Origin of the sequence: Pseudomonas sp. ME-P-057, assembly GCF_030208975.1 — a bacterium.
In the GTDB taxonomy this organism is placed as follows: Bacteria; Pseudomonadota; Gammaproteobacteria; order Pseudomonadales; family Pseudomonadaceae; genus Aquipseudomonas; species Aquipseudomonas lutea.
This window is the reverse complement of the sequence record NZ_JARVSX010000033.1, coordinates 328,197-353,965: the sequence shown is the minus strand read 5'-3', so window position 1 is coordinate 353,965 and position 25,769 is coordinate 328,197. Positions and strand designations below refer to the sequence as shown.

Below are 25,769 nucleotides of genomic sequence, written 5' to 3'. Positions count from 1 at the left end.
AAGTAACTCGCCGAAGGCGAAACAGTCGAGCCGTTAGGCCGACGCTCTTGATCCTGATCCTGATCCTGATCCTGATCCTGAGTCTCACAAACCCCGACCGAACTTCCACCCCCGCCCACCGCTCTACCAAGACAAGCCCCCAAACCCGGTCACCCCATGGATCTTGTCATTGCCCGCCCCGAAGGCCTTTACTGCCCGCCCGGTGATTTCTACATCGATCCGTGGCGCCCGGTCGAACGCTCCGTCATCACCCACGCCCACGGCGACCACGCCCGAACCGGCAACCAGCACTACCTCGCCGCTGCGCCCGGCGAAGGCATATTGCGCTCCCGACTGGGCCAGGACATCAACCTGCAAACCCTCGCCTACGGCGAAAGCATCACCCACCATGGCGTAAAACTCAGCCTCCACCCGGCCGGCCACGTACTCGGTTCCGCCCAGGTTCGCCTCGAATACCAGGGCGAAGTCTGGGTTGCCTCAGGCGACTACAAAGTCGAACCCGACGGCACCTGCGAACCCTTCGAGCCAGTGCGCTGCCACACCTTCATCACGGAATCCACCTTCGGCCTGCCCATCTATAAATGGCAGCCGCAATCGGAAATCTTCGCCGGCGTCAACGAATGGTGGCGCGCCAATGCCGCCGCCGGCAAAGCCAGCGTCCTGTTCGCTTATTCATTCGGCAAAGCCCAGCGCATCCTCCACGGCATCGACCCCAGCATCGGTCCGATTCTGGTCCACGGTGCCGTCGAACCCCTGAACCGCGTATACCGCGAAGCCGGCGTGCGCATCCCGGAAACCCAGTACGCCGGCGATTTCAAAAAAACCGACCCGGCATTGCGCAGCGCCCTCATCGTCGCCCCGCCCTCTGCCGGAGGCAGCACCTGGATGCGCCGTTTCGGCGAGTTCAGCGACGCCTTCGCCAGCGGCTGGATGATGCTGCGCGGCACACGCCGTCGGCGCGGCGTGGACCGGGGCTTCGCGCTCTCCGACCACGCCGATTGGCCCGGCTTGTTGTGGGCCATCGAAAACACGGGCGCCGAGCGCGTCATGGTGACCCACGGATCGGTCGCGGTGCTGGTGCGCTACCTGCGCGAGCAAGGCCTGGATGCGCAGGGCTTCACCACCGAGTACGGCGATGAAGAAGACGATGCGGCAGCCAAATCTGAACCGGCAGAAGAGGCCGCCCCATGAAGGCCTTCGCCGAGCTGTATTCGGACCTCGACGCCACCACCTCCAGCAACGCCAAGCTGGCCGCGATGCAGGCTTACTTCAGCCAAGCCGCCCCCGAAGACGCCGCGTGGGCGGTGTATTTCCTGGCCGGCGGACGCCCAAGGCAGTTGGTCCCGACGCGCATGCTACGTGAGCAGGCGCTGTTGCTGTCCGGCCTGCCGGAATGGTTGTTCGAGGAGAGTTACCAGGCGGTCGGCGATTTGGCGGAAACGTTATCGCTGCTGCTGCCCAAAGCCGAGCACAGCTCGGAAGAGGGCCTGGCCAGCTGGATGGAAAATCACCTGTTGCCCCTGCGCGGCTTGCCCCCGGAGGAGCTTCTTGCACGCCTGCCCATGTTTTGGTCGCAGCTGGATCCGCAAAGCCTGATGGTCTGCCTGAAGCTGATCACCGGCAGTTTCCGGGTCGGGGTCTCCAAGCTGTTGGTCACACGAGCCCTCGCAGCCCTGGCGGACATCGACAGCAAGCGCGTGGCCCAACGACTGGTGGGGTATACCGACCTCTCGCACCGGCCCAGCGCTGAAGGCTATCTCAAATTGATCGCCGAGGAATCGGCTGACGAACATGCGCAACGGGGCGGTCAGCCCTACCCTTTCTTTCTTGCCCATTCCCTGCAGCAACCGGTGGATCAATTCGAAAACCTGCTGGGCGCTGCCGAGAACTGGCAGGTGGAGTGGAAGTGGGACGGCATTCGTGCGCAAGTGGTCAAGCGTGAAGGTCGGTTGTGGATATGGTCTCGGGGCGAAGAATTGGTTACGGATCGCTTCCCGGAGTTGCATAGCCTCGCCCAGTGCCTGCCTGACGGAACAGTGATCGACGGCGAAATCGTGGTGTGGAAAGCCGCAGCACCGGCGGACGCCGAAGACAGCGATTTTGCACTGCAAACCCCCGCCCCCGGAACGCCCGGTGAAGCGACCCCGTCGGTTCAGCCGTTCGCCCTGTTGCAGCAGCGCATTGGCCGCAAAACCCTGGGCAAGAAAATTCTGGAAGACGTGCCGGTCGTGGTGCTGGCTTACGACCTGCTGGAATGGGAAGGCCACGACTGGCGCAGTCGCCCGCAGCATGAACGTCGCACCCAGATGGAGAAGGTCATCGCCGACGCTCAAAGCCCGGTGCTGATGCCCTCGCCCGTGCTGACCGGCACTGACTGGCTCGATCTCGGCCGGCAACGCGAGGCGTCCAGAAGCCTTGGCGTGGAAGGCATGATGCTCAAAGCTCGGGATTCACTGTACGGCGTGGGCCGCACCAAAGACATGGGCGTGTGGTGGAAGTGGAAGATCGATCCGTTCAGCGTCGACGCCGTCCTCATCTACGCGCAACGCGGTCATGGGCGACGCGCCAGCCTGTACAGCGATTACACCTTCGCGGTGTGGGACGGGCCGCCAGAGTCCAGTGAACGCACGCTCGTCCCCTTCGCCAAGGCTTATTCCGGGCTGACCGATGAAGAGATGCGCAAAGTGGACGCGATCATTCGTAAAACCACTGTGGACAAGTTCGGCCCCGTGCGCAGCGTGACCCCCACCCTGGTATTCGAACTGGGCTTCGAGGGCATCGCTTTGTCGAAGCGGCACAAGAGCGGCATTGCCGTGAGATTCCCCAGAATGCTCCGCTGGCGGCTCGACAAGCCGGTCGCTGAAGCGGACAGTCTGGCGACCCTTCAGGACCTGTTGGCCTGAGCACCGTTGCAGTGCGCAGGCCAGCCCCCGCCTTGCCGAAAATGCGCTGATTTGGGGCGCCTAAAATCCCTGCTGCTCCAATGCTTCGGGCTGGCAGGCGTTTCCAATCGCTACCGGATCAAATTCAGCGCCGTCGACACCCTCCAATCTGCAACTTTTTCGCCCACTCTCAACAAGATACGGCTACTCTGCGGTGGCCTGCGAGGCCGTAAACACAGACAAAAGATGGCCCAAAGTCATCATTGCGACAAGTCCGTACATTTAAAACGCGTGTTTGTTTGATTGGTTCGGAAATTGCTGTCTATTTGCGGTCTGGCTTTTGCCGGTAGCAAGCCTTCGCGTGTTCCCAACGCTCAATTTGGTTTTAAGGACTGAACGATGAAAAAAGCATGGCTGACCCTTTCCGCACTGGCCATCTGTCTGGCCGCCGGTAACGCAATGGCCAAGGAATACAAGGAACTGCGTTTCGGCGTCGATCCTTCCTACGCACCATTCGAATCCAAAGCCGCCGATGGCAGCCTGGTGGGCTTCGATATCGATCTGGGCAACGCGATCTGTGCTGAACTGAAGGTCAAGTGCAAGTGGGTCGAAAGCGATTTCGACGGCATGATCCCGGGCCTGAAAGCCAAGAAGTTCGACGGCGTGATTTCCTCCATGACCGTGACCCCGGCGCGCGAGAAAGTCATCGACTTCTCCAACGAGCTGTTCTCCGGCCCGACTTCGCTGGTGTACAAAAAAGGCTCCGGCCTGAGCGCTGACACCGCGTCGCTCAAAGGCAAGACCGTGGGTTACGAGCAAGGCACTATCCAGGAAGCCTATGCCAAGGCCGTTCTGGACAAGGCTGGCGTGAAAACCCAGGCCTATGCCAACCAGGACCAAGTGTATGCCGACCTCGTTTCGGGTCGTCTGGACGCCTCGGTGCAAGACATGCTGCAAGCCGAACTGGGCTTTCTGAAGTCGCCACAGGGCGGCGATTACGAAGTCAGCCAGCCAATCGACGACCCACTGCTGCCAGCCAAAACGGCGATCGGCATCTCCAAAGGCGACAAGGAGCTGAAAGCGCTTTTGGACAAGGGCATCAAGGCGTTGCACGATGACGGCAAATACGCCGAGATCCAGAAGAAACACTTCGGCGATCTGAATCTGTACAGCGGTAAATAAGAAAACAAACGCCCGTCAATTTCAGCCAGAATCCGCCGCTGAAGTTCACGGGCGTTTTTATTGACTGTATAGGTTGCACATGTTCGAAACTCTCCTGCAAAACCTGGGACTGTCAGCATTCAGCCTGAAAGGCTTCGGCCCGCTGCTGCTGGAAGGCACCTGGATGACCGTCAAATTATCGGTAATGTCGCTGCTGCTGGCCATCGTGCTTGGCCTGCTGGGCGCCAGTGCCAAACTGTCGAAAGCCGCCGTGCTGCGCGTTCCGGCCCAGATCTACACCACGCTGATCCGTGGCGTGCCGGACCTGGTGCTGATGCTGCTGATCTTCTACAGCCTGCAAACCTGGCTGACCACGCTGACTGAAGCGATGGAGTGGGATTACATCGAGATCGACCCTTTCTCTGCCGGCGTCATCACGCTGGGCTTCATCTACGGCGCCTACTTCACCGAGACGTTCCGGGGTGCGATTCTCGCCGTCCCTCGCGGTCAGGTCGAAGCTGCAACCGCCTACGGGCTCAGCCGCTCACAACGGTTTCGCATGGTGGTGTTCCCGCAAATGATGCGCTTTGCCCTGCCCGGCATCGGCAACAACTGGCAAGTGGTGCTCAAAGCAACGGCACTGGTGTCGATCATCGGCCTTGCCGATCTGGTCAAAGCGGCCCAGGACGCGGGTAAAAGCACCTATCAACTGTTCTATTTCCTGGTACTCGCCGCACTGATCTATCTGGTCATCACCAGCGTGTCCAACTTCGCCCTGCGCTGGGCCGAACGGCGTTATGCCGCTGGCAGCCGGGAGGCTCAACGATGATCGAATTGCTGCAGGAATACTGGCGCGCCTTCCTCTATACGGACGGCCAGAACATCACCGGTCTGGCCATGACGATGTGGCTACTCAGCGCATCCATCGCCATCGGCTTCATTGTCTCGATTCCGCTGTCCATCGCCCGTGTGTCGCGCAACCCCATGGTGCGCTGGCCGGTGCAGTTCTACACCTACCTGTTTCGCGGGACTCCGCTCTATATTCAGTTGCTGATCTGCTACACCGGCATCTACAGCATCGCCGCCGTGCGCGAACAGCCAATGCTCGGCGCGTTCTTCCGCGACGCCATGAACTGCACCATTCTGGCTTTCGCCTTGAACACCTGCGCCTATACCACCGAGATCTTCGCCGGTGCAATTCGCAGCATGAACCACGGCGAGGTCGAGGCGGCCAAGGCTTACGGGCTGACCGGCTGGCGCTTGTACACCTACGTGATCATGCCGTCGGCACTGCGCCGCTCGCTGCCTTATTACAGCAACGAAGTGATCCTGATGCTGCACTCGACCACGGTCGCCTTCACCGCCACCGTGCCGGACATCCTCAAGGTGGCGCGCGACGCCAACTCGGCGACCTTCCTGACGTTCCAGTCGTTCGGTATCGCCGCGCTGATCTACCTGACCGTCACGTTCATTCTGGTGGGCCTGTTCCGACTGGCTGAACGCCGCTGGCTGGCTTTCCTCGGGCCGACTCACTAGGAATCACGTATGCGACACCAGACCCATGATCTGCTGGCACCCGTGCCGGGCACCGCGCGGCAGATCCACAGTTTCCATTACGGCCCTGAAAAAGGCGCCGGCAAGGTTTACATCCAGTCGTCACTGCACGCCGATGAACTGCCCGGCATGCTGGTGGCCTGGTATCTGAAACAGCGCCTGGCCGAGCTGGAAAACGCCGGGCAGTTGCTGGGCGAAGTAGTGGTTGTTCCGGTCGCCAATCCCGTCGGGCTGGAACAGGTGCTGATGGACATACCGCTGGGCCGTTATGAGCTGGAGAGCGGGCAGAACTTCAACCGCCGCTTCGTCGACCTCGGCCAGCAAGTGGGCGATGAAGTCGAAGCGCTGCTGACGGATGACCCCAAGGCCAACGTCGCGCTGATTCGCAACGCGCTGCTGACGGCATTGAACGCCTGTGTCGGCAGCACCCAGCTTGAATCCCAACGCCTGATCCTGCAGCGGCTGGCCTGCGACGCTGATGTGGTGCTGGATCTGCATTGCGATTTTGAGTCCGTCGAGCATCTCTACACCACGCCCGAAGCCTGGCCGCAGGTCGAGCCGCTGTCGCGTTATCTCGGCGCACAGGCGAGCCTGCTGGCGACAGACTCCGGCGGCCAGTCATTTGACGAGTGCTTCACGCTGGTGTGGTGGCAACTGCAGCAGCGCTTTGGCAAACGCTTTCCGATTCCTTTGGGCAGCTTTTCGGTGACCCTGGAGCTGCGCGGCCAGGGCGACGTCAACCACGCCCTTGCCAGTCGGGATTGTCAGGCGATCATCAGCTTCCTGATGCACCAGGGCACCATCGCCGGCGAGCCGGCCGAGCTGCCCGAGCTCATTTACCCGGCGACGCCGCTAGCCGGCGTCGAGCCGGTCACCACCCCCGTAGGCGGTCTGCTAGTGTTCTGCACCGCGCCTGGCGAACACGTCGAAGCGGGGCAATTGATCGCCGAGGTCATCGACCCGATCAGCGACGCGGTGACCCCGATCCACACGGCCAACGACGGCCTTATGTACGCCCGCTCATTGCGACGCATGGCGACCGCCGGCATGGTGATTGCCCATGTCGCCGGCACCGAAGCCTACCGCAGCGGCTACTTACTTTCTCCTTGAGGACTGCCCTTCATGTACAAACTGACCATCGATGGCCTGCATAAAAGCTACGGTGACCACGAGGTGCTCAAAGGGGTGTCGCTCAAAGCCAGCGTCGGCGACGTCATTTGCCTGATCGGCGCCAGCGGCTCGGGTAAAAGTACCTTCCTGCGCTGCATCAATTTTCTCGAACAACCCAACGATGGCGCCATGAGCCTGGACGGCCAGCCTGTGCGAATGGTCAGCGACGCTGGCGGCATGCGCGTGGCCGATCCGGCCGAACTGCAGCGTATTCGTACACGGCTGGCGATGGTGTTCCAGCACTTCAATCTGTGGAGCCACATGACGGTGCTGGAAAACATCACCATGGCCCCGCGCCGGGTGCTGGGCGTGTCGAAGGTCGAAGCTGAGGCCCGCGCGCGCAAGTACCTGGACAAGGTCGGCCTGCCTGCACGGGTCGCTGATCAATACCCTGCGTTTCTGTCCGGTGGCCAGCAGCAGCGCGTCGCCATTGCCCGCGCACTGGCGATGGAACCGGAAATCATGCTGTTCGACGAGCCCACGTCGGCCCTCGACCCGGAACTGGTCGGTGAAGTATTGAAGGTAATCCAGGGCCTGGCTGAAGAAGGCCGCACCATGATTCTGGTGACCCACGAAATGGGCTTCGCCCGCAAAGTGGCCAACCAGGTGGTGTTTCTGCACCAGGGGCAAATTGAAGAAATGGGCCACCCGGACGACGTGTTGGGCAGCCCGAAAAGCGAGCGCCTGCAGCAGTTTTTGAGTGGGAATTTGAAGTAACAGCCTGCTGTTAAGCTGCAGGCTGGACACCCCGCTTTGTATAGACATACGCACACGTGTGGGAGTGAGCTTGCTCGCGAAGAAGCCAGTACAAATGACGCAGGCTTCTCACTGAACACTGCTCTCACTGAACACTGCTCTCACCGAACACTACTTTTGCGCGCAAGCACGCTCCCACAATCACCGGTGCAGCCGCGTCGTTGGCTTGGCAAATCGATCCAAACGGATATTCCATCAAACTAATCCACCTTCCCAGCGGTCTCTGACTTAATCCCTCCCAGAGCCTGCGCATGCCAAGAGCCGTCAATTTCGCCAAGCGCTGGTTTGCCGAGCGTGGCTGGAAACCGTTCCCTTTCCAGAAAGAGGTTTGGGCCGCTGTGGCTCGCGGCGAGTCGGGTCTGTTGCACGCCAGCACCGGCGCGGGCAAGACCTACTCGGTGTGGTTTGCTGCGCTTAATCAGTTCGCCCGTCCCGCTGCCGGGCCGACGGAGCTGAAGCCGCGCAAGCGCAAGCCGGCAGCGGCGCCGCTTAGCGTGCTGTGGATTACGCCCATGCGAGCGCTGGCAGCCGACACCGCGCGCGCCCTGGAAGGTCCGATACAGGATCTGCAAATCCCCTGGAGCGTAGGCCTGCGCACCGGTGATACGAGCAGCAGCGAGCGCGCCAAACAGGGCCGACGCCTGCCCTCCGCACTGATCACCACCCCGGAAAGCCTGACGCTGCTGCTCACGCGAGCCGACGCGCAGGCCACCATGTCGACGCTGAAGATGGTGGTCGTGGACGAGTGGCACGAACTCATTGGGAACAAGCGCGGTATCCAGTTGCAACTGGCCCTGGCAAGGCTGCGCCAATGGAATCCGCAGCTGGTGATCTGGGGACTGTCCGCAACCCTGGGTAACCAGCAACATGCGCAGCAAGTTCTGGTCGGCGACCATGGCACCACAGTGCACGGCAAGGTGGTCAAGGAACTGATCGTCGACACGCTGCTGCCGCCTTCCATCGAGCGTTTCCCCTGGGCGGGGCACATGGGGCTGCGCATGCTGCCGCAAGTACTGGCCGAGGTCGACAGCAGCTCCAGCTGCCTGCTCTTCACCAATACCCGGGCACAGTCGGAAATCTGGTATCAGGCATTGCTGGAGGCCCGCCCGGACTGGGCAGGGCTGATCGCACTGCACCACGGTTCGCTCTCGCGGGAGGTCCGCGACTGGGTCGAGCGTGCGCTAAAGGAAGGCCATCTGAAAGCCGTGGTCTGCACCTCAAGCCTTGATCTGGGCGTGGATTTCCTGCCGGTGGAGCGCGTGTTGCAGATCGGCTCCGCGAAAGGCGTTGCCCGGCTGATGCAACGGGCCGGGCGCTCTGGCCACGCGCCGGGGCGGCCGTCGCGCGTCACGCTGGTCCCCACGCACAGCCTGGAATTGGTGGAAGCCGCCGCGGCCCGCGACGCCGTTGACGCCCGTCTGATCGAGCCACGCGAATCGCCCCACAAGCCGCTGGACGTACTCGTACAACATTTGGTGAGCATGGCCCTGGGCGGCGGCTTTACCCCTGACGCGTTGTTAGCCGAAGTGCGCACCGCCTGGGCCTACCGCGACCTGACCGACGATGAGTGGGAGTGGGCATTGGCGTTCGTCCGCTATGGCGGCCTGTCGCTGACCGCTTACCCTGACTATCGGCGCGTCGAACCGGACGAGGACGGCATCTGGCGCGTCCCGGATGCACGACTCGCTCGACGCCATCGCATGAGCGTGGGCACCATCGTCAGTGAGGCGAGTATCAACGTGAAGTATTGGAGCAAGGGCGGCGGGGGCGGGTCACTGGGCAGCGTCGAAGAAGGCTTCATCGCACGATTGAAGCCGGGTGATGGTTTTCTGTTCAGCGGTCGCCTGCTCGAACTGGTGCGGGTCGAGAACATGACCGCGTATGTGAAACGCGCGACAACCAAGAAAGCCGCCGTGCCGCGCTGGAATGGCGGACGGATGCCGCTATCCAACGAACTGGCAGACGCGGTGGTGGAGAAATTTGACGCCGCCGCGCGGGGCGATTTCAGCAGCCCTGAAATGCACGTCGTCAGCCCGTTGCTTGAAGTACAACGGCAATGGTCGGCACTGCCGCGCAAAGACACGCTGCTTGCGGAGGTCTTGAAATCCCGTGAGGGCTGGCACTTGTTTATCTACCCCTTCGCCGGTCGACACGTGCATTTGGGTCTGGCCAGCCTGCTGGCGTGGCGTCTGAGCCGCCATACACCGCTGACGTTCTCCATCGCTGTAAACGATTACGGCTTTGAGTTGCTCAGCGCCACCGCCATTGACTGGCACGAACGCCTGACCACGCAGCTGTTTTCCAGCGACGAACTGCTGGCGGATATCATCGCCAGTCTGAATGCCGGCGAACTTGCATTACGCCGCTTCAGGGAGATCGCCCGCATCGCCGGCCTGGTGTTCTCGGGTTATCCCGGTGCCCCCAAAAGCAACCGACAACTTCAAGCATCGAGCGGGTTGTTCTTCGAAGTGTTCAAGCAGTATGACGCGGGAAACCTGTTACTGACCCAGGCTCAGGAAGAGGTGCTGCGCCAGGAGCTCGACGTGGCCCGCCTCGAACAGACCCTCAACCGCATCAACAACCGGACCCTGGATTTGCACGTGATTAAACGCCCTACCCCGATGGCGTTCCCGCTTCTGGTGGAACGCATGCGGGAAAGCCTCAGTACCGAAAAGCTCTCGGACCGCATCGCACGCATGGTCAGCGACCTCGAAAAAGCCGCAGGGCCCGAGATCGTGTCATGACGCCATGTCTTTCGATTCAGCTGGCGGGCGCAGAGCTGTGGTTGCTGGCCGACAAAGCCGTCTATTACCCGGCCGAAAAAGCGCTCTTGATTGCCGATGCCCACTTCGGCAAAGCCGCCGCCTACAGGCGGCTTGGCCAGCCGGTGCCCCACGGCACCACAGACGCCAATCTGCAGCGGATGGACGCGTTGCTGGCCAGCTACGAATGCGACCGGCTGATCTTTCTCGGGGATTTCCTGCATGCGCCCGAATCCCATGCGGCCGGGACACTGGCGGCGATCCAGGCGTGGCGCGACAACCATCCTGACCTCGTGATTACGCTGATTCGCGGCAACCACGACAAACGCGCAGGCGATCCGCCCCCAGAGCTGCGCATGGATGTGGTTGAGGAGCCCCTGCTGCTGGGGCCGTACGCACTTCAGCACGAACCTGACCCTCATCCGCACCTTCACGTCCTCGCCGGGCACGTACACCCTGCTTATCGCTTGTATGGACGAGGCCGCCAGCGGTTGCGATTGCCGTGTTTCTACATGCTGCCAAAGGTCAGCCTGCTGCCGGCGTTCGGCGCCTTCACTGGAGGGATGAACATTGAGCGAGCCGAGAACAGCAAAGTCTATGTGGTAGGGGACGGCGCGATATGGGAGGCGATGTAGAGCAGCCTGCTGCGATTGTGCGCAGCGACTTGATGGTTTGCGGCGACTTCGAGGCACACCGCGAGACGGCGGCGCCACGCGTCAAAGGCCGAATAAACGGGGACACCAGGCATGCTGGACCCGCCGATGCAGGGCATCGACGGGAGGGGGAATCAGGCTACCGGAGCGGGTGGCGGCTCGTCGGGTACGGTTGGCACGCCGGGTTCGGTCGGTTGATCGTAATCCGGGGTGTCGGGGTTAGGCTGGCCGGGAATACCCCCTGCCACCATGTTGACAAGATGTGGATGCGCTAACAGCGACCAAGCCAGCAACCCGACCTGATTGGCACTGGGGTCGATTTCCTTGTTGCTGGTGTTGATTTGTCTCTTCATAGGGCACTCCCGAGCGTTGGCCCCAACCGCATGGTGCGAGTGGGAACAGTTCAGTCAGTAGAGTGCGAAATTCGAGACAAATTCATTTCTGACATGACCAATGGCGCGTTTATGTACGTGGCAGGGTCACGCCGCGTTGACCCTGGTACTTGCCGCCGCGGTCTTTGTAAGACACTTCACACTCTTCATCCGACTCAAGGAAAAGCATCTGCGCGACGCCTTCATTGGCATAGATTTTCGCCGGAAGCGTAGTGGTGTTGGAAAATTCCAGAGTGACATGCCCTTCCCACTCCGGCTCAAGCGGCGTGACGTTGACGATGATGCCGCAGCGCGCATAGGTGCTTTTGCCCAGGCAAATGGTCAGCACATTGCGCGGAATTCGGAAATACTCGACGGTACGAGCCAGCGCAAAGGAGTTGGGCGGGATGATGCAGACGTCACTTTTAATGTCGACAAAACTTTTTTCGTCGAAATTCTTCGGGTCGACCGTGGCCGAATTGATGTTGGTGAAGACCTTGAATTCATCGGCGCAGCGCACGTCGTAGCCATAACTGGACACGCCGAAAGAGATCACCCGATCAGCGCCTTCGCCGCGCACCTGACGCTCCACAAACGGCTCGATCATGCCGTGTTCCTGCGCCATGCGGCGAATCCACTTGTCCGATTTGATGCTCATGGCGGTGTCCTGAATAGCGAGGTGAAAAAGATGTCAGGCATCTTACCGGGCGAATGCTTCGGGTTCAAAGATTGCGCACCGCGGCCGTTAAAGGCGTTGAGCCACCTCAAGAAAAAATCGCAGACAGCCCCTTTGCACATCTGAAAAAAAGGGGTAAGGTGGCTCCACTGTGTTGCTTGTGTCACTGAGAATATCTACACGATGTTGAATTTCGATCCAACCATCTCCAAGAATTTTTCCTGCTCTTTGCACTCAGTCTCGGCCAGGGCATTTCCTGAGTCGCAGTTAACTTTGTCCAAGGAGATACACCATGTCTAATCGCCAAACTGGTACCGTTAAGTGGTTCAACGATGAAAAAGGCTTCGGCTTCATCACTCCACAATCCGGTGACGACCTGTTCGTACACTTCAAAGCTATCCAATCCGACGGCTTCAAAAGCCTGAAAGAAGGCCAACAGGTCTCTTTCATCGCTACCCGCGGTCAGAAAGGCATGCAAGCTGAGGAAGTTCAAGTTATCTAACTTGAGCTGAATCGCTTAGAAAACCCCGCCCTCAAAAGCGGGGTTTTTTTACGCCTGAAGAAAACATAAATCGCGCCCGTAATTAGCGTACGCGACCCGTGCCTGCTGGCTGGGACATGCCGTTGGCCACGGCACATCGCACAGACAACGCTCAGGTTGGGCGGATCAATCCTCGCTTACGGAGATGTCGGGCATGGGGGCGGATACCGATTCCTGCAGAACGATTCGCGCGCCGACGTGACGCGCAAGCTCCTGATACACCATCGCAATCTGACTCTCGGGCTCGGCCATCGCCGTGGGCTTGCCGCCATCGGCCTGCTCCCGGATCAGCATGGACAGGGGCAGCGATGCCAGCAGTTCGACGCCGTACTGAGTTGCCAGCTTCTCCCCGCCGCCCTCGCCAAACAAATGCTCCGCATGCCCGCAATTGGAGCAGATGTGTACCGCCATGTTTTCCACAACGCCCAACACCGGAATGTTTACCTTGCGGAACATCTCCACGCCTTTCTTCGCATCCAGCAATGCGAGGTCCTGCGGGGTCGTGACGATCACTGCGCCCGCGACCGGGACTTTCTGGGCAAGGGTTAGCTGGATATCGCCGGTGCCTGGCGGCATATCGATCACCAGGTAATCCAGATCATTCCACGCGGTCTGGGTCACCAGCTGAAGGAGGGCTCCGGAAACCATCGGCCCTCGCCAGACCATCGGGGTGTTGTCGTCGGTCAGAAACGCCATGGACATCACTTCAATGCCGTGGGCTTCTATCGGGACGAACCACTTCTGGTCCTTGATCTTCGGGCGGGTGCCCTCGGCAATGCCGAACATGACCCCCTGACTCGGCCCGTAAATATCGGCGTCCAGAATACCGACACGAGCGCCCTCGCGAGACAGTGCCAAGGCAAGATTTGCCGCGGTCGTCGATTTACCAACGCCGCCTTTCCCCGAGGCCACGGCAACGATGTTCTTCACGTTGGCCAGGCCAGGAATTTGCCCTACTGCCTTGTGGGGCCGGATGACTGTCGTTATCTGCACGCTGGCCGATGCGACGCCATCCAGGCCCTCAATGGCCATCTGCAGCGTCTGCGCCCAGCCATTTTGGAACAGCGCTGCGGCGTAGCCGAGCTCCAGATGCACGCTGACGCTGCCGCCGTCGATTTCGATAGCGCGCACACATCCCGCGCTGACAGGGTCCTGATTCAGATAAGGATCGGTGTACTGGCGAAGGACCGCTTCCACCGTTGCGCGATTGACAGCGCTCATGGCTGACTCCCTAAAAAGACTGATAAAACAGGCGGCCATCCTACCTTGTCTGCCAAGCAAGAGCGCAATGAGCTGTCCTTTCAGGTTGGTAGGCAGATTCCCACATGCTGCGCGGGATGAAAAAAAACGCTCAGGCCTTTATAGTGGCCGACCTCCGTTTCACTTCAAGTAGCCGAGCCCAATGTCCGAGCCACGCAAGATTCTCGTCACCAGCGCCCTGCCCTATGCCAATGGTTCCATCCACCTGGGCCACATGCTCGAGTACATCCAGACCGACATGTGGGTGCGCTTTCAGAAGCACCGCGGCAATCAGTGCATCTATGTCTGCGCGGACGACGCTCATGGTTCGGCCATCATGCTGCGCGCCGAAAAAGAAGGCATCACGCCAGAGCAACTGATCGCCAACGTGCAGGCCGAACACAGTGCCGACTTTGCCGACTTCCTGGTGGACTTCGACAATTTCCATTCGACCCACGCTGATGAAAACCGTGAACTGTCGAGCCTGATCTACACCCGTCTGCGCGACGCCGGCCACATCGCCACCCGTTCGGTAACCCAGTATTTCGACCCGGAAAAGAAAATGTTCCTGGCCGACCGCTTCATTAAAGGCACCTGCCCCAAATGCGGCACGGAAGACCAGTACGGCGACAACTGCGAAAAATGCGGCGCCACCTACGCCCCGACTGACCTTAAAGACCCCAAGTCTGCGATTTCCGGTGCGACCCCGGTGCTACGCGACTCGAAGCATTTCTTCTTCGACTTGCCTGCCTTTGACGCCATGCTCAAGAGCTGGACGCGCAGCGGCACGCTTCAGGATGCCGTGGCCAACAAACTGTCCGAATGGCTGGACTCAGGCCTGCAGCAGTGGGACATCTCGCGCGATGCGCCTTACTTTGGCTTCGAAATACCCGATGAGCCCGGCAAGTATTTCTATGTATGGCTGGATGCTCCAATTGGCTACATGGCGAGCTTCAAGAACCTCTGCGCGCGCCGACCGGAGCTGGATTTCGACGCATTCTGGCGCAAGGACTCGACCACCGAGCTCTATCACTTCATCGGCAAGGACATCGTCAACTTTCACGCGCTGTTCTGGCCGGCCATGCTCGAAGGCTCAGGGTTCCGCAAGCCGACCGGCATCAACGTCCACGGCTACCTGACAGTCAACGGTCAGAAGATGTCGAAATCGAGGGGCACCTTCATCAAGGCGCGCACGTACCTTGAGCATCTGTCCCCGGAATACCTGCGCTACTACTACGCAGCCAAACTGGGCCGTGGCGTCGACGATCTGGACCTGAACCTTGAAGACTTCGTGCAGAAGGTCAACTCCGACCTGATCGGCAAAGTGGTGAACATTGCCAGCCGCTGCGCGGGCTTCATCCAGAAAGGCAACGCCGGGCTGCTGGTAGCCGGAAATGCAGCGCCCGAATTGACCGACGCTTTCCATGCAGCAGCGCCGAGCATTGCCGAAGCCTACGAGGCCCGCGACTTCGCCCGGGCAATGCGGGAAATCATGGCGCTGGCCGACCGCGCAAACGCCTGGATCGCCGACAAGGCGCCGTGGTCGCTCGCCAAGCAGGAAGGCAAACAGGATGAGGTTCAGGCGATCTGCGCCTTGGGCATCAACCTGTTCCGTCAGTTGGTGATCTTCCTCAAGCCGGTTCTGCCGAACCTTGCAGCCGACGCCGAGCTGTTTCTTAACGTTGCGCCATTGAACTGGGACGATCACCAGACCCTGTTGAGCGACCATCAGCTCAACCCGTTCCAGCCGTTGATGACACGTATAGACCCTGCCAAGGTGGAAGCCATGACCGACGCATCGAAGGAAGACCTCGCCGCCAGCGCCACTGACACGGGCGCGGCGCCACAGGGCAATGGAGAGCTTGCGAAAGATCCGCTCTCCCCGGAGATCGATTTCGACGCCTTTGCAGCCATCGACCTGCGCGTCGCGCTGATCGAGAAGGCCGAGCATGTAGAGGGAGCCGACAAGTTGCTGCGTCTGACTCTGGATATCGGTGACGAGAAGCGCAACGTGTTCTCCGGTATCAAGAGCGCCTACCCCAATCCAGCCGAGCTGGAAGGGCGTATGACGATGATGATCGCCAACCTGAAACCGCGGAAAATGCGCTTCGGCATTTCCGAAGGCATGGTCATGGCGGCAGGCCCCGGCGGCGAAGAAATCTACCTGCTGAGCCCGGACAGCGGTGCCAAACCCGGTCAGCGCATCAAATAATCCTGTCGTTGGTTACCCCTGAACGTAGTCGACGGCCCGCTGGGGTCGTCGACCTGGTCCGAGCATGAGCCTGATTCAGCGCATCGACGCCCTGCTCCCGCAAACCCAATGCGGGAAATGCGGCCACCCAGGCTGCAAGCCGTACGCCGAAGGCATTGCCCAAGGCGAAGCCATCAACAAATGTCCGCCCGGTGGCCACGAGACCATCGCCGCACTGGCTCGCCTGCTGGATGTGCCTGTGCTGCAGCTGGATCTGGCACGTGGCAGCGCACCGTCGCAGGTCGCGTTCATTCGCGAAGCGGAATGTATCGGGTGCACCAAGTGCATACAGGCCTGTCCGGTGGACGCCATCATGGGTGCCGCCAAGCTGATGCATACTGTCATCGTTCAGGAATGCACCGGCTGTGACCTGTGCTTAGCCCCCTGCCCGGTCGATTGCATTGATCTGCTGCCATTGTCGGCAACCTCCGTGTCGCTCACTGGCGACAGTGCCGAAGGTCACGGGCAACGTGCCGCCAGGGACGTCAGACGAAATCGCGCGCGACAGCGCTACGAGGCTCGTACCGCTCGCCTGCATCGCCAGGATCAGCAACGCCAGGCCGAGCGTCAGGCGCGACTGCAACGGACCGCAGTGCCTGTCGCTACGCAACCGGGACCTGCACAGGCGGCCCTTGAGCGCATACGCGCGAAGCCAAAGACGGGCGGCGATGCTGCTCTGAAACAGGCTCGCGCGCAGGTCGCCATGAGCAGGGCTCAATTGCTGAAGTCGCTGAAAGCTTTCGGTCATCCACCCATCGCCGAACAAGCCGCACAGCTCGTGCAACTGCAACGCGGACTTGAAGAAGCGGAATACGCCTTGGCGCAACTGCAAAGCCAGACCGCTGTGCCGGCTCAGGAACCGCCTACTCCATGAATGCAGCAAAACGCCTTGAGATCTTCCGTCGCCTGCACGAAGACAACCCCGACCCCAAAACCGAACTGGCCTATACCACGCCTTTCGAGTTACTGATCGCGGTCATTCTTTCAGCCCAGGCCACTGACGTCAGCGTCAACAAGGCTACGGCCCGGCTGTACCCGGTCGCCAATACACCTCAGGCCATCTATGCGCTGGGGGTTGAAGGGCTGTCTTCCTATATAAGGACGATCGGTCTTTACAACAGCAAGGCACGCAACGTGATTGAAACGTGCCGCCTGTTGGTTGAATTGCACGGGGGTGAGGTGCCGCAGACCCGCGAAGCGCTCGAAGCCCTGCCCGGCGTGGGCCGCAAGACCGCAAACGTCGTCTTGAATACGGCGTTTCGCCAGTTGGCAATGGCCGTCGATACGCACATCTTCCGAGTCAGCAACCGCACCGGGATCGCACCGGGGAAGAACGTGGTGGAAGTGGAGCACAAACTGATGAAATTCGTGCCCAAAGATTACCTGCTTGATGCGCATCACTGGCTGATTCTGCACGGCCGTTACGTCTGTATAGCGCGCAAGCCAAGGTGTGGCAGCTGCCGTATCGAAGACTTGTGCGAGTACAAGGCAAAGACCTCGGACGATTGATCAATAGCGCCATAGGCCAGTGATCGATTAAAAAAATCTTTTTTACCCGCTCCGGGTTTGTCGCTATAAGAGGCGCCAACGACCGTTCACGCCTGGGGCAGATTCATGAGCGATGAAAAAGACACAATCGAGGTTGACGACGACTTCGTCGTAGAGGAACCGGATGAAACGCCGCCCGTCCCGGTTGAAACCGCCAAAACCAACCTCAGCAAGCGCCGAACCATTGATAACCTGCTGGAAGAACGCCGCTTGCAACGGCAGTTGGCGGATTACGATTTCGACCTCTGAGTGACGTCTGCGACGGCTGGCCTGACGGCCTCTCAACCCGGAGAGGCCGGCGTTTCAGGCGCAGACCGATTGGACCGCTGCGCAACCTGTCGCGCGCCCCTGTCATCACACCAGCCCGTTGCGTTGAGCAAGCTCGATGAGGTCGACCAGAGAGTGGGCATTGAGCTTCAGCAACAAACGCGTTTTGTACGTGCTGACGGTCTTGTTGCTCAGAAACATCCCGTCGGCGATTTCCTTATTGGTCTTTCCACGCGCCAGCTGCTGTAACACCATCATCTCCCGGCCCGACAAGCGATCGACCATCTCCGCTTCACTGGCGTTGCCAAGACTGGAGCGCACGGTATGCAGCGCCTGATTCGGAAAATAGCTGTAGCCCGAGAGCACGGCCTTGATGGCGCTGAGCAACTCGGTGAGATCCTGCTGTTTGCAGACGTAGCCTGCGGCACCGGCCTGCATGCAGCGCATTGAAAAATGCCCGGGCGCCTGTGAGGTGAGTATCAGCACCTTGAACGCCAGTGTCATTGCCGACAATCGGGCGATGACCTCAAGACCGTCGAGTTTGGGAATGCCGATGTCCAGAATGACAATATCCGGCAAATGCTCGCGCGCCAACTGCAGCGCATCCACGCCGTTATCCGTCTCGGCAATGACTTCGTAGCCATGACGTTCCATCAACATGCGTACGGCGAGCCTAATGACAGGGTGATCATCCACGATCAACACTTTATTCATGAGCAGTCCATTCTTCGCTGTTCGAATTTTCAGAGCCCGCACAATAGCTTAGTCGTTTAGTGCTTTGCATGGCGCTCCTCCCTGCAGACTGGCAGGCAAAGACCTTTCTCACTCAACCAACAGAAAAATCCTACAAAACCTGCCCTATCCGCGCTATTTATGACGATGATCAATTGTTCCTCAGTACCTGACAGCATTATTCCTGAGATCGCAAGTGGTAATTTGTTTTAAAGCCTGAAGACGCCATACATGTCCGAGTATATGAGGCGTGTCGGAAGCTGGTCAGTCCTGGGTACCTCTGATGGAAAACCCGTGACAGTGCAAAGCGTCCCTGGCGCCCTTTCTCATGAAAGACGCGGCCGCCTTTTTGAGGAAGGGCATGACGCGTTCTGCCACGGCGCATCGGCGCTGTGTGTGTGTGTGGTAGCGCCTCAGCATATGCCCATCTCGGCGGGCCGCCAGCAAACAAAAATCAGAAAGTATTGCAGAGCAGGCCTGTAACTGTGACACGCACACACTTGGTACAAATAGACTGGCCCTGTGGACGTGTTCTATTACATATCGAGCACTCGAAATAACCTACAGAGGCCTCAGAAATTTCCCAACACACAAACGCAACTTTCAACACTTTCCGTGAATTGAATACCCCTCTCTATCGCGAATGACCATCTTCCGGGATCCGTCCAGCAGAACACCAGCCGAAGAACAACCAAGGCCTCATAACGTATGAAGTTTAAATACAGGGCGGGTCCGCCACTCACGTAATAGCAACCCGACAATAACATCCAGCATTTTTTTGCGTTTCCAGAAAAATACTACATAACTAACGGACTGATATTACCGCCCAATAGTTTTCGGACAGATATAAAAAAACAAACTCGTTATTTTTTAGCTTTTTACTTGCCAAACCTATTACCAGTCGTTACTTTTTGGGCATCCATATAGCGCAACCCTTATTAGTTCCTGACGCTCATCGCAATAACCCTATATGCGGATATAAGGCAGGCGTACTTGAAGCAGCGATGTGCGCGCACATTTTATCCGCATGAAGACATCATCCAACGTTTAAACGCTCTTGCGGGCCACGCTGTGCCCGCCTGCAGATTTGTTTAGATCGGTGCATTCAAAGGAACCCACCATGACCAAGAAAATAAAATATTCCATCGACGTCAGCAGTGCCCCTGAAAAGCTCGCCGAGGCGGTCGAGCACTACGTGTCTCAAGGTGGCGTCATCAAGGTGATCGCCGAAGGAGAGTCGCGGGAGGCCGAGGCATCAAGAACTGCCAGAGAGGCTGATCCCGAAACCGAGCTATGTGCAAAGGTCGATCTGCTCAAAGGTCTGGTGGCCAAGGGCGCCGGCGTTGCTGCGCTGCAGTATTCGCTGCGGATGAACCAGAGGGAGATCAAGCGACTGGCGAGCGAAAACGGCCTCAAGATACGGTGTTGCCAGCCTGTTCGGCGGGCTCGCCCTAATCGAACGCGAGGTGTGGCGACCCTGAACGATGCCACGGCCGGGCATGCCATGCATTATTCGGCGCTGGGCTATACCGTGCCTGAAATCGCGCAACTGTTAGGGCTGAGCGTGCGCGATGTATGGGACATCGGCAAAGCCTATCGATTCGAGTTTAAAACAACTTTGCAAAAAGACTCGGGTAACGCCAGCCAAGAGGACAATCAGCCAACGTGATCGTATGAGAGGGATTCGGATGAAAGAGACGTTTGCTTTCGCAAGCCAGGAGGCTGGCGGTCGTTAGTCCAGCTGGGGCAGCTGGCAGGAGCAATTGATAGCGCTGGGAGGCGCGAGTAACACGTGCGGCCGCAAAGGGGCCGCACGTGTTCAGACCGGCAGTCAGAACAACTTGCGGTTCTTGTTTGCGGCGATGCGCATGCGCAATGCGTTGAGCTTGATGAAGCCCGCTGCGTCGGCCTGGTTGTAAGCGCCGCCGTCTTCTTCAAACGTCGCAATGTTGGCATCGAACAGTGAATCGTCGGACTTGCGGCCGGTGACGATCACGTTGCCTTTATAGAGCTTCAGGCGCACAACGCCGTTTACATGCGCCTGAGAAGCATCGATCATTTGCTGCAGCATAAGGCGCTCCGGACTCCACCAGTACCCGGTGTAGATCAGGCTGGCGTACTTGGGCATCAGCTCATCCTTGAGGTGAGCCACTTCGCGGTCCAGAGTGATCGACTCGATCGCCCGGTGAGCCCTGAGCATGATGGTGCCACCCGGGGTTTCGTAGCAACCGCGCGACTTCATGCCGACGTAGCGGTTCTCGACGATATCCAGGCGACCGATGCCATGCTCGCCGCCGATGCGGTTGAGCGTCGCAAGTACAGTGGCAGGGGTCATCTCGACGCCGTCCAGCGCCACGATATCGCCGTTGCGGTAGGTCAGTTCAAGGTACTGCGCTTTATCCGGCGCGTTTTCCGGCGAAACGGTCCACCGCCACATGTCTTCTTCGTGCTCGGTCCAGGTATCTTCCAGCACGCCGCCTTCATACGAGATGTGCAGCAGGTTGGCGTCCATCGAGTACGGAGATTTCTTTTTACCGTGGCGCTCGATTGGAATCGCGTGTTTCTCGGCGTAGTCCATCAGCTTCTCGCGTGACAGCAGGTCCCACTCGCGCCACGGTGCGATGACTTTCACGCCAGGCTTGAGCGCGTATGCGCCCAGTTCGAAACGAACCTGGTCGTTCCCCTTGCCGGTGGCACCGTGGGAGATCGCATCGGCACCTGTTTCGTTGGCGATTTCGATGAGGCGTTTGGCGATGAGAGGACGGGCAATCGAAGTCCCCAGCAGGTATTCGCCTTCGTAGACGGTATTGGCGCGGAACATCGGGAAGACGAAGTCGCGTACAAACTCTTCGCGCAGGTCGTCGATGTAGATTTCCTTGACGCCCATGGCCTGAGCCTTGGCGCGCGCAGGCTCGACCTCTTCGCCCTGACCCAGGTCAGCGGTGAACGTCACCACTTCGCAGTTGTACGTATCTTGTAGCCACTTGAGGATTACCGATGTATCCAGGCCACCGGAATACGCGAGAACTACCTTGTTTACGTCCGCCATGCCATCACTCCAACGCGTTGTACGGAAAACCGACGAGTCTACCGTTCACGCAGGGGAATTTACAGTGTCGCGACAGCTTCTGATGCCAAAGCGACAGATTCTGTCAGTCAAACGACCTGGGCAACCGTCATCACAGGGGTTTTACGGGCGTGGCGTTCGCGGCCGTAACCGGCGCTGTCGCCGGGCCTGAGTTTGCAGCGGGTGCGGGCGATGGCGCCGGCATGGGGGCAGGTACAGGCGCAGCGGCTGGCGGCACCGCAACAGGCTGCTGCGCCACTCGGTCGAGGTGAATATTGACCCGCCGATTGCGCGCCCGATTGGCATTGTTGGTGTTCGGCGCCAATGGGTATTGCTCGCCGTGGAAGCGCAGGGTTATCTGCTCCTCGGGCACGCCCTGGGCTTTCAGATAGTCCATGACCGACAACGCGCGACGTCGTGACAGATCGCGGTTGGTCAGCCGGTTGCCGCTGTTATCGGAGTGGCCGTCGAGTTCGATGTGATTAACCGTTGGGTCCGCCTTCATATAAGCGAGGACGGTATCCAGCTTGCGTTTAGCGGACGCGTCCAGCTCGATGCCGCCACCCGGAAAGCCGATCTCTGATTGCCGCACCTGATCGAAATTCATCGGCAGCAACTTGGCCGTACACGCTTGAAAGTCGCCGTAAGCCTTGCTGAATTTGACTGGCAGAAGGCGAACTTCCATCGCGCCGCCACCATCACGCAATGCGTGACGAATGACCGGGCTGCGGCCTTCCATCAGTCCTGCGATCAAACGCGAGGCCTGGGCCTGATTGGTGTCGAACGGAATCTCGCCGTTGCCGACTTTTACCGCGCCAAGGTTGAGATCACTGCGTCCCGGCTGCCATGGCGCCGCAGCAGCAATCAAGGTTGCGGACCCGGACGCCAGACTGTAACCATTTGCCTTCAGCCGAAATGTCGACTGCTCGCCCGCGCGCCGCACGAACTCACCTGCACCGAAGTCGGTGATGGGCTGCGTCAGTCTGCATTCGAACAGGTCGCCTTCCACCTTCCACTCAATATTCTCCAGACGGGTCTGGAAGGTGAGCGCCATGGCCGGCAGGCTGGCAAACGCGCTGAGCAGGGCTAGATATCGCTGGCGCACGGGAGGCTCCACTAAATTCACGCATAACAAGATTTATGACTTACACGTGGCTATCGGTTAGTTCCTGCAAAACTTGATAGCGGGTGCCTGGAAGAGTCTTTTCCGGTAGCATTCCCGCGAGTTTGACCCGCCTGGAATTCCCAATGTCCGAACGCCTGACCCTTCTGCGCCCCGACGACTGGCATATCCATCTTCGAGATGGCGCTGTTTTGCCTCACACCGTCGCGGACGTAGCGCGCACTTTTGGCCGCGCGATCATCATGCCGAACCTGGTGCCCCCGGTACGCAACGCAGAGCAAGCGGATGCCTATCGCCAGCGTATCCTTGCCGCTCGCCCGCAAGGCAGCCGCTTCGAGCCACTGATGGTGCTTTACCTGACCGACCTGACGCAGCCCGAAGAAATTCATGCCGCCAAGGCCAGCGGGTTTGTGTATGCCGCCAAGCTGTATCCGGCAGGCGCTACCACCAACTCCGATTCCGGGGTGACCAGCGTCGACAAGATCTTCCCGGTCCTGGAAGCCATGGCTGAAGCCGGCTTGCCGCTGCTCATTCACGGTGAGGTCACCCGCGGTGACATCGACGTGTTCGACCGCGAAAAGATTTTCATCGATGAGCACATGCGTCGTGTCGTCGAGCGTTTTCCGACGTTGAAAGTGGTGTTCGAACACATCACCACCGCTGACGCCGTGCAGTTCGTTAATGAGGCGTCGGCTAATGTGGGCGCTACCATTACAGCCCATCATTTGCTGTACAACCGTAACCACATGCTGGTGGGCGGGATTCGACCGCACTTCTACTGCCTGCCGATTCTCAAGCGCAACACTCATCAGGTTGCCCTGCTCGATGCTGCCACCAGCGGCAGCAGCAAGTTCTTCCTGGGGACCGATTCCGCACCGCATGCGCAGCACGCCAAAGAAGCGGCCTGCGGCTGCGCCGGCTGCTACACCGCGTATGCCGCCATCGAGCTCTACGCCGAGGCGTTCGAGTCGCGCAATGCGCTGGATAAGCTCGAAGGTTTCGCCAGTCTGCACGGCCCGGCTTTCTATGGCCTGCCGACCAACACCGACACCATTACCCTGGTTCGTGACGAGTGGACGGCACCCGCCAGCCTGCCGTTTGGCGAGCTTTCCGTTATCCCGCTGCGCGCCGGTGAAACACTGCGCTGGCGTCTGCTGGAGGAACACGCGTGAGTGAAGAACATTACGAAGACGAGCAGGAAGGCTCCGGCGGCGGTACAGGCTCCCGGCACCCGATGGCGGCGCGCTTCCGCGGCTACCTGCCTGTTGTCGTCGACGTTGAAACAGGCGGTTTCAACTGCGCCACCGACGCGTTGCTCGAAATCGCTGCCACGACGATCGGCATGGACGAGAAAGGCTTTGTGTTCCCGGACCATACCTATTTTTTCCGCGTAGAGCCTTTTGAAGGCGCCAACATCGAAGCGGCGGCCCTTGAGTTCACCGGCATCAAGCTGGATCACCCGCTGCGCATGGCGGTGAGTGAAGAAACGGCGCTGACGGATATCTTTCGTGGCATCCGCAAGGCGCTGAAGGCCAACGGTTGCAAGCGCGCGATTCTGGTCGGTCACAATGCAAGCTTCGATCTGGGCTTTCTCAACGCAGCGGTTGCGCGGCTGGACATGAAGCGTAATCCGTTTCACCCGTTCTCCAGCTTCGACACAGCTACTCTGGCGGGCCTCGCGTATGGCCAGACTGTCCTGGCAAAAGCGTGCCAGTCGGCAGACATCGACTTCGACGGCCGGGAAGCGCATTCCGCCCGGTATGACACCGAGAAGACCGCCGAACTGTTCTGCGGCATCGTCAACCGCTGGAAAGAAATGGGCGGCTGGTACGACTTCAACGACTGAGTCGATGTCGCTGTGCAATGAATGAATGAACCGGCCTAAGTGGCCGGTTTTTTTATGGGACGGAGATCGAAAGGCAGTGATCGGCTCAAACTCCGTCAGTGCCCGGACTGGCCCCTTCCCGGCTAAAGCCGGTCCCCCTAAAAGCAGCGCGTGCATTCAGCGAGACCGGCTACAGGTGACGCGGAGCGTCACAGGATGCATGCCCACGCAGAGCGCGGGAACGATCAAACGACGTTCAGCGTCCCGACTGGCCCTTCCCGGCTGAAGCCGGCCCCACTAAAAAGCACGTCGCGTATAACCCGTGGCACCGGCTTCAGCCGGGAAGCTCTTGTACTGCTTCTGATCTGCTGTTGATCTGCTCTTGATCTCCTCTTGATCCGCTCTTGATCTTCTTACGCAAAAGGCTCAGTCACCGCAGAACGCGACTTGGGTGCAGGCTGAACGCAGTTCGCGGAGTGGGTCGAGCCGCATGGATGCGGCGAGAGCGCCGTCAGGACATGGATGTCCGTTCGGCGCGGGCCCACGGAGCGAGACCGAAGTGAAGGAACCCTGACGAAGGAAGGGCCCAACCGGGAGCAGGCACCCTTGGTTACTTCGGGTGCTTTTCCAAGTAACTCGCCGAAGGCGAAACAGTTCTGCTGTTAGGCAGAACTTCTCACTGCCGCAGCCGACCACTCATCGGCCGTCACATGAAGAACGCTGAGTAGTTTTGACAAGCATTCTCATTAACATTAGTATCCGTCGCATTGAGCCAATCACTCAGCGACGGTTTCTTATATGTATGTTTGCCTCTGCCAAGGTGTGACCGACGGACAAATCCGTGAAGCAATCATGGACGGATGCTGCAGCTATCGTGACGTTCGCGAGACCCTGGGTGTCGCCAGTAAATGCGGGAAATGCGCCTGCCTGGCGAAAGAAGTCGTCCGGGAAACCCTGACCGAGCTGCAAAGCAGTCACGCTCACCTTGCCTATCCCGCAGAATTTTCAGCCGCTTGATCCAAGAGTTTTCTACAAAACCGGACCCTGTCCGGTTTTTTTATGCCTTTAATTCAATTGCTTAGCGACAAGATGCGGAACACAAACATTCTTATTCCTATTTATTTTCACTTATTATTCAATAACTTAGGTTTGACAGACTTATAGACGGGGCTCAGACTTGCCGTCTGTATT

23 protein-coding genes and 1 pseudogene are annotated in these 25,769 nt (G+C 59.3%); 18 read left to right on the top strand and 6 right to left on the bottom strand.

The genetic code is table 11. The annotated features are described in order from the left end of the window. Nucleotides 1–156 precede the first annotated feature (156 nt). The 9 genes from QRN48_RS18220 (at nt 157) to pdeM (ending at nt 10,920) form a co-directional block, all read left to right on the top strand. Nucleotides 157–1,191, top strand: a complete 1,035-nt coding sequence (locus QRN48_RS18220) for a ligase-associated DNA damage response exonuclease (RefSeq protein ID WP_285352114.1) — start codon at nt 157–159, stop codon at nt 1,189–1,191. Continuing rightward, nucleotides 1,188–2,903 (top strand): ATP-dependent DNA ligase, encoded by a 1,716-nt coding sequence (locus QRN48_RS18215; protein WP_285352112.1) that lies wholly within the window; start codon nt 1,188–1,190, stop codon nt 2,901–2,903. Before QRN48_RS18220 ends, QRN48_RS18215 begins: the two co-directional genes overlap by 4 nt. Nucleotides 2,904–3,281: 378 nt before the next feature. Beyond that, nucleotides 3,282–4,064 carry a transporter substrate-binding domain-containing protein gene (locus QRN48_RS18210; RefSeq protein WP_037012260.1) on the top strand — a complete coding sequence of 261 codons (783 nt, stop codon included), beginning with the start codon at nt 3,282–3,284 and terminating at the stop codon, nt 4,062–4,064. Nucleotides 4,065–4,143: 79 nt separating this feature from the next. Next, on the top strand, nt 4,144–4,872 hold the full coding sequence (locus tag QRN48_RS18205) for an ABC transporter permease (RefSeq protein WP_037012262.1): 729 nt from the start codon (nt 4,144–4,146) through the stop codon (nt 4,870–4,872). Beyond that, entirely contained in the window at nt 4,869–5,579 is a 711-nt protein-coding gene (locus QRN48_RS18200; RefSeq protein ID WP_037012264.1) for an ABC transporter permease, read from the top strand. The genes QRN48_RS18205 and QRN48_RS18200 overlap by 4 nt, the downstream gene beginning before the upstream one ends. 9 nt (nt 5,580–5,588) lie before the next feature. Then, the gene (locus QRN48_RS18195; RefSeq protein ID WP_191944469.1) at nt 5,589–6,707 is read left to right on the top strand and encodes a succinylglutamate desuccinylase/aspartoacylase family protein; all 1,119 of its coding nucleotides are present in this window, start codon (nt 5,589–5,591) and stop codon (nt 6,705–6,707) included. Between the two features lie 12 nt (nt 6,708–6,719). Next, entirely contained in the window at nt 6,720–7,484 is a 765-nt protein-coding gene (locus tag QRN48_RS18190) for an ABC transporter ATP-binding protein (protein WP_037012269.1), read from the top strand. Nucleotides 7,485–7,774: 290 nt separating this feature from the next. Beyond that, nucleotides 7,775–10,267, top strand: coding sequence for a ligase-associated DNA damage response DEXH box helicase (locus QRN48_RS18185; protein WP_191944468.1), 2,493 nt, complete (start codon nt 7,775–7,777; stop codon nt 10,265–10,267). Then, nucleotides 10,264–10,920, top strand: coding sequence for a ligase-associated DNA damage response endonuclease PdeM (gene pdeM, locus QRN48_RS18180; RefSeq protein ID WP_285352107.1), 657 nt, complete (start codon nt 10,264–10,266; stop codon nt 10,918–10,920). Before QRN48_RS18185 ends, pdeM begins: the two co-directional genes overlap by 4 nt. Nucleotides 10,921–11,072: 152 nt before the next feature. On the opposite strand, the gene QRN48_RS18175 is transcribed toward pdeM, so the two are convergent. Both QRN48_RS18175 and dcd read right to left on the bottom strand, forming a co-directional pair. Further along, nucleotides 11,073–11,291, bottom strand: a complete 219-nt coding sequence (locus QRN48_RS18175) for a hypothetical protein (RefSeq protein WP_191944466.1) — start codon at nt 11,289–11,291, stop codon at nt 11,073–11,075. Nucleotides 11,292–11,400: 109 nt separating this feature from the next. Then, nucleotides 11,401–11,967 carry a dCTP deaminase gene (gene dcd / locus QRN48_RS18170; protein WP_002554836.1) on the bottom strand — a complete coding sequence of 189 codons (567 nt, stop codon included), beginning with the start codon at nt 11,965–11,967 and terminating at the stop codon, nt 11,401–11,403. Nucleotides 11,968–12,277: 310 nt separating this feature from the next. On the opposite strand from dcd, the gene QRN48_RS18165 reads away from it, so the two are divergent. After that, nucleotides 12,278–12,487 (top strand): cold-shock protein, encoded by a 210-nt coding sequence (locus tag QRN48_RS18165; RefSeq protein WP_002554837.1) that lies wholly within the window; start codon nt 12,278–12,280, stop codon nt 12,485–12,487. Between the two features lie 165 nt (nt 12,488–12,652). Here the strand turns inward: QRN48_RS18165 and apbC are convergent, their stop codons facing one another. Next, nucleotides 12,653–13,747 (bottom strand): iron-sulfur cluster carrier protein ApbC, encoded by a 1,095-nt coding sequence (apbC, locus tag QRN48_RS18160; RefSeq protein WP_285352100.1) that lies wholly within the window; start codon nt 13,745–13,747, stop codon nt 12,653–12,655. Nucleotides 13,748–13,928: 181 nt separating this feature from the next. Here apbC and metG point away from each other — a divergent pair, with 181 nt between their 5' ends. The 4 genes and pseudogenes from metG to QRN48_RS18140 all read left to right on the top strand — a co-directional run bounded on the left by metG (nt 13,929) and on the right by QRN48_RS18140 (nt 17,813). Continuing rightward, nucleotides 13,929–15,977: a methionine--tRNA ligase gene (gene metG / locus QRN48_RS18155; RefSeq protein ID WP_285352098.1), complete on the top strand. Its 2,049-nt coding sequence runs from the start codon at nt 13,929–13,931 to the stop codon at nt 15,975–15,977. Nucleotides 15,978–16,041: 64 nt separating this feature from the next. Further along, nucleotides 16,042–16,887: pseudogene (gene rsxB, locus QRN48_RS18150) on the top strand (electron transport complex subunit RsxB); the annotation flags it as partial. Next, nucleotides 16,887–17,525 (top strand): endonuclease III, encoded by a 639-nt coding sequence (gene nth, locus QRN48_RS18145; protein WP_191944463.1) that lies wholly within the window; start codon nt 16,887–16,889, stop codon nt 17,523–17,525. The pseudogene rsxB and the gene nth, both read left to right, overlap by 1 nt. A 105-nt stretch (nt 17,526–17,630) precedes the next feature. After that, nucleotides 17,631–17,813, top strand: coding sequence for a PA3496 family putative envelope integrity protein (locus QRN48_RS18140; protein ID WP_037012284.1), 183 nt, complete (start codon nt 17,631–17,633; stop codon nt 17,811–17,813). 105 nt (nt 17,814–17,918) lie between these two features. On the opposite strand, the gene QRN48_RS18135 is transcribed toward QRN48_RS18140, so the two are convergent. After that, entirely contained in the window at nt 17,919–18,545 is a 627-nt protein-coding gene (locus QRN48_RS18135) for a response regulator transcription factor (protein WP_037012286.1), read from the bottom strand. Between the two features lie 1,138 nt (nt 18,546–19,683). Between QRN48_RS18135 and QRN48_RS18130 the strand changes: the two genes are divergently transcribed. Continuing rightward, the gene (locus QRN48_RS18130) at nt 19,684–20,232 is read left to right on the top strand and encodes a hypothetical protein (protein ID WP_285352095.1); all 549 of its coding nucleotides are present in this window, start codon (nt 19,684–19,686) and stop codon (nt 20,230–20,232) included. A gap of 162 nt (nt 20,233–20,394) precedes the next feature. Here QRN48_RS18130 and QRN48_RS18125 read toward each other — a convergent pair whose 3' ends face one another. Continuing rightward, on the bottom strand, nt 20,395–21,612 hold the full coding sequence (locus QRN48_RS18125) for an argininosuccinate synthase (protein ID WP_037012287.1): 1,218 nt from the start codon (nt 21,610–21,612) through the stop codon (nt 20,395–20,397). Between the two features lie 130 nt (nt 21,613–21,742). Continuing rightward, nucleotides 21,743–22,735, bottom strand: coding sequence for a flagellar protein MotY (locus QRN48_RS18120; RefSeq protein ID WP_285352092.1), 993 nt, complete (start codon nt 22,733–22,735; stop codon nt 21,743–21,745). Nucleotides 22,736–22,878: 143 nt separating this feature from the next. Between QRN48_RS18120 and pyrC the strand changes: the two genes are divergently transcribed. The 3 genes from pyrC (at nt 22,879) to QRN48_RS18105 (ending at nt 25,595) form a co-directional block, all read left to right on the top strand. Continuing rightward, on the top strand, nt 22,879–23,925 hold the full coding sequence (gene pyrC / locus QRN48_RS18115; protein ID WP_285352090.1) for a dihydroorotase: 1,047 nt from the start codon (nt 22,879–22,881) through the stop codon (nt 23,923–23,925). Then, complete coding sequence (gene rnt / locus QRN48_RS18110; RefSeq protein WP_285352089.1) at nt 23,922–24,599, top strand: ribonuclease T; 678 nt, start codon at nt 23,922–23,924, stop codon at nt 24,597–24,599. The genes pyrC and rnt overlap by 4 nt, the downstream gene beginning before the upstream one ends. Nucleotides 24,600–25,376: 777 nt before the next feature. Continuing rightward, on the top strand, nt 25,377–25,595 hold the full coding sequence (locus tag QRN48_RS18105; RefSeq protein ID WP_081955349.1) for a bacterioferritin-associated ferredoxin: 219 nt from the start codon (nt 25,377–25,379) through the stop codon (nt 25,593–25,595). The last annotated feature ends 174 nt before the right edge of the window (nt 25,596–25,769 follow it).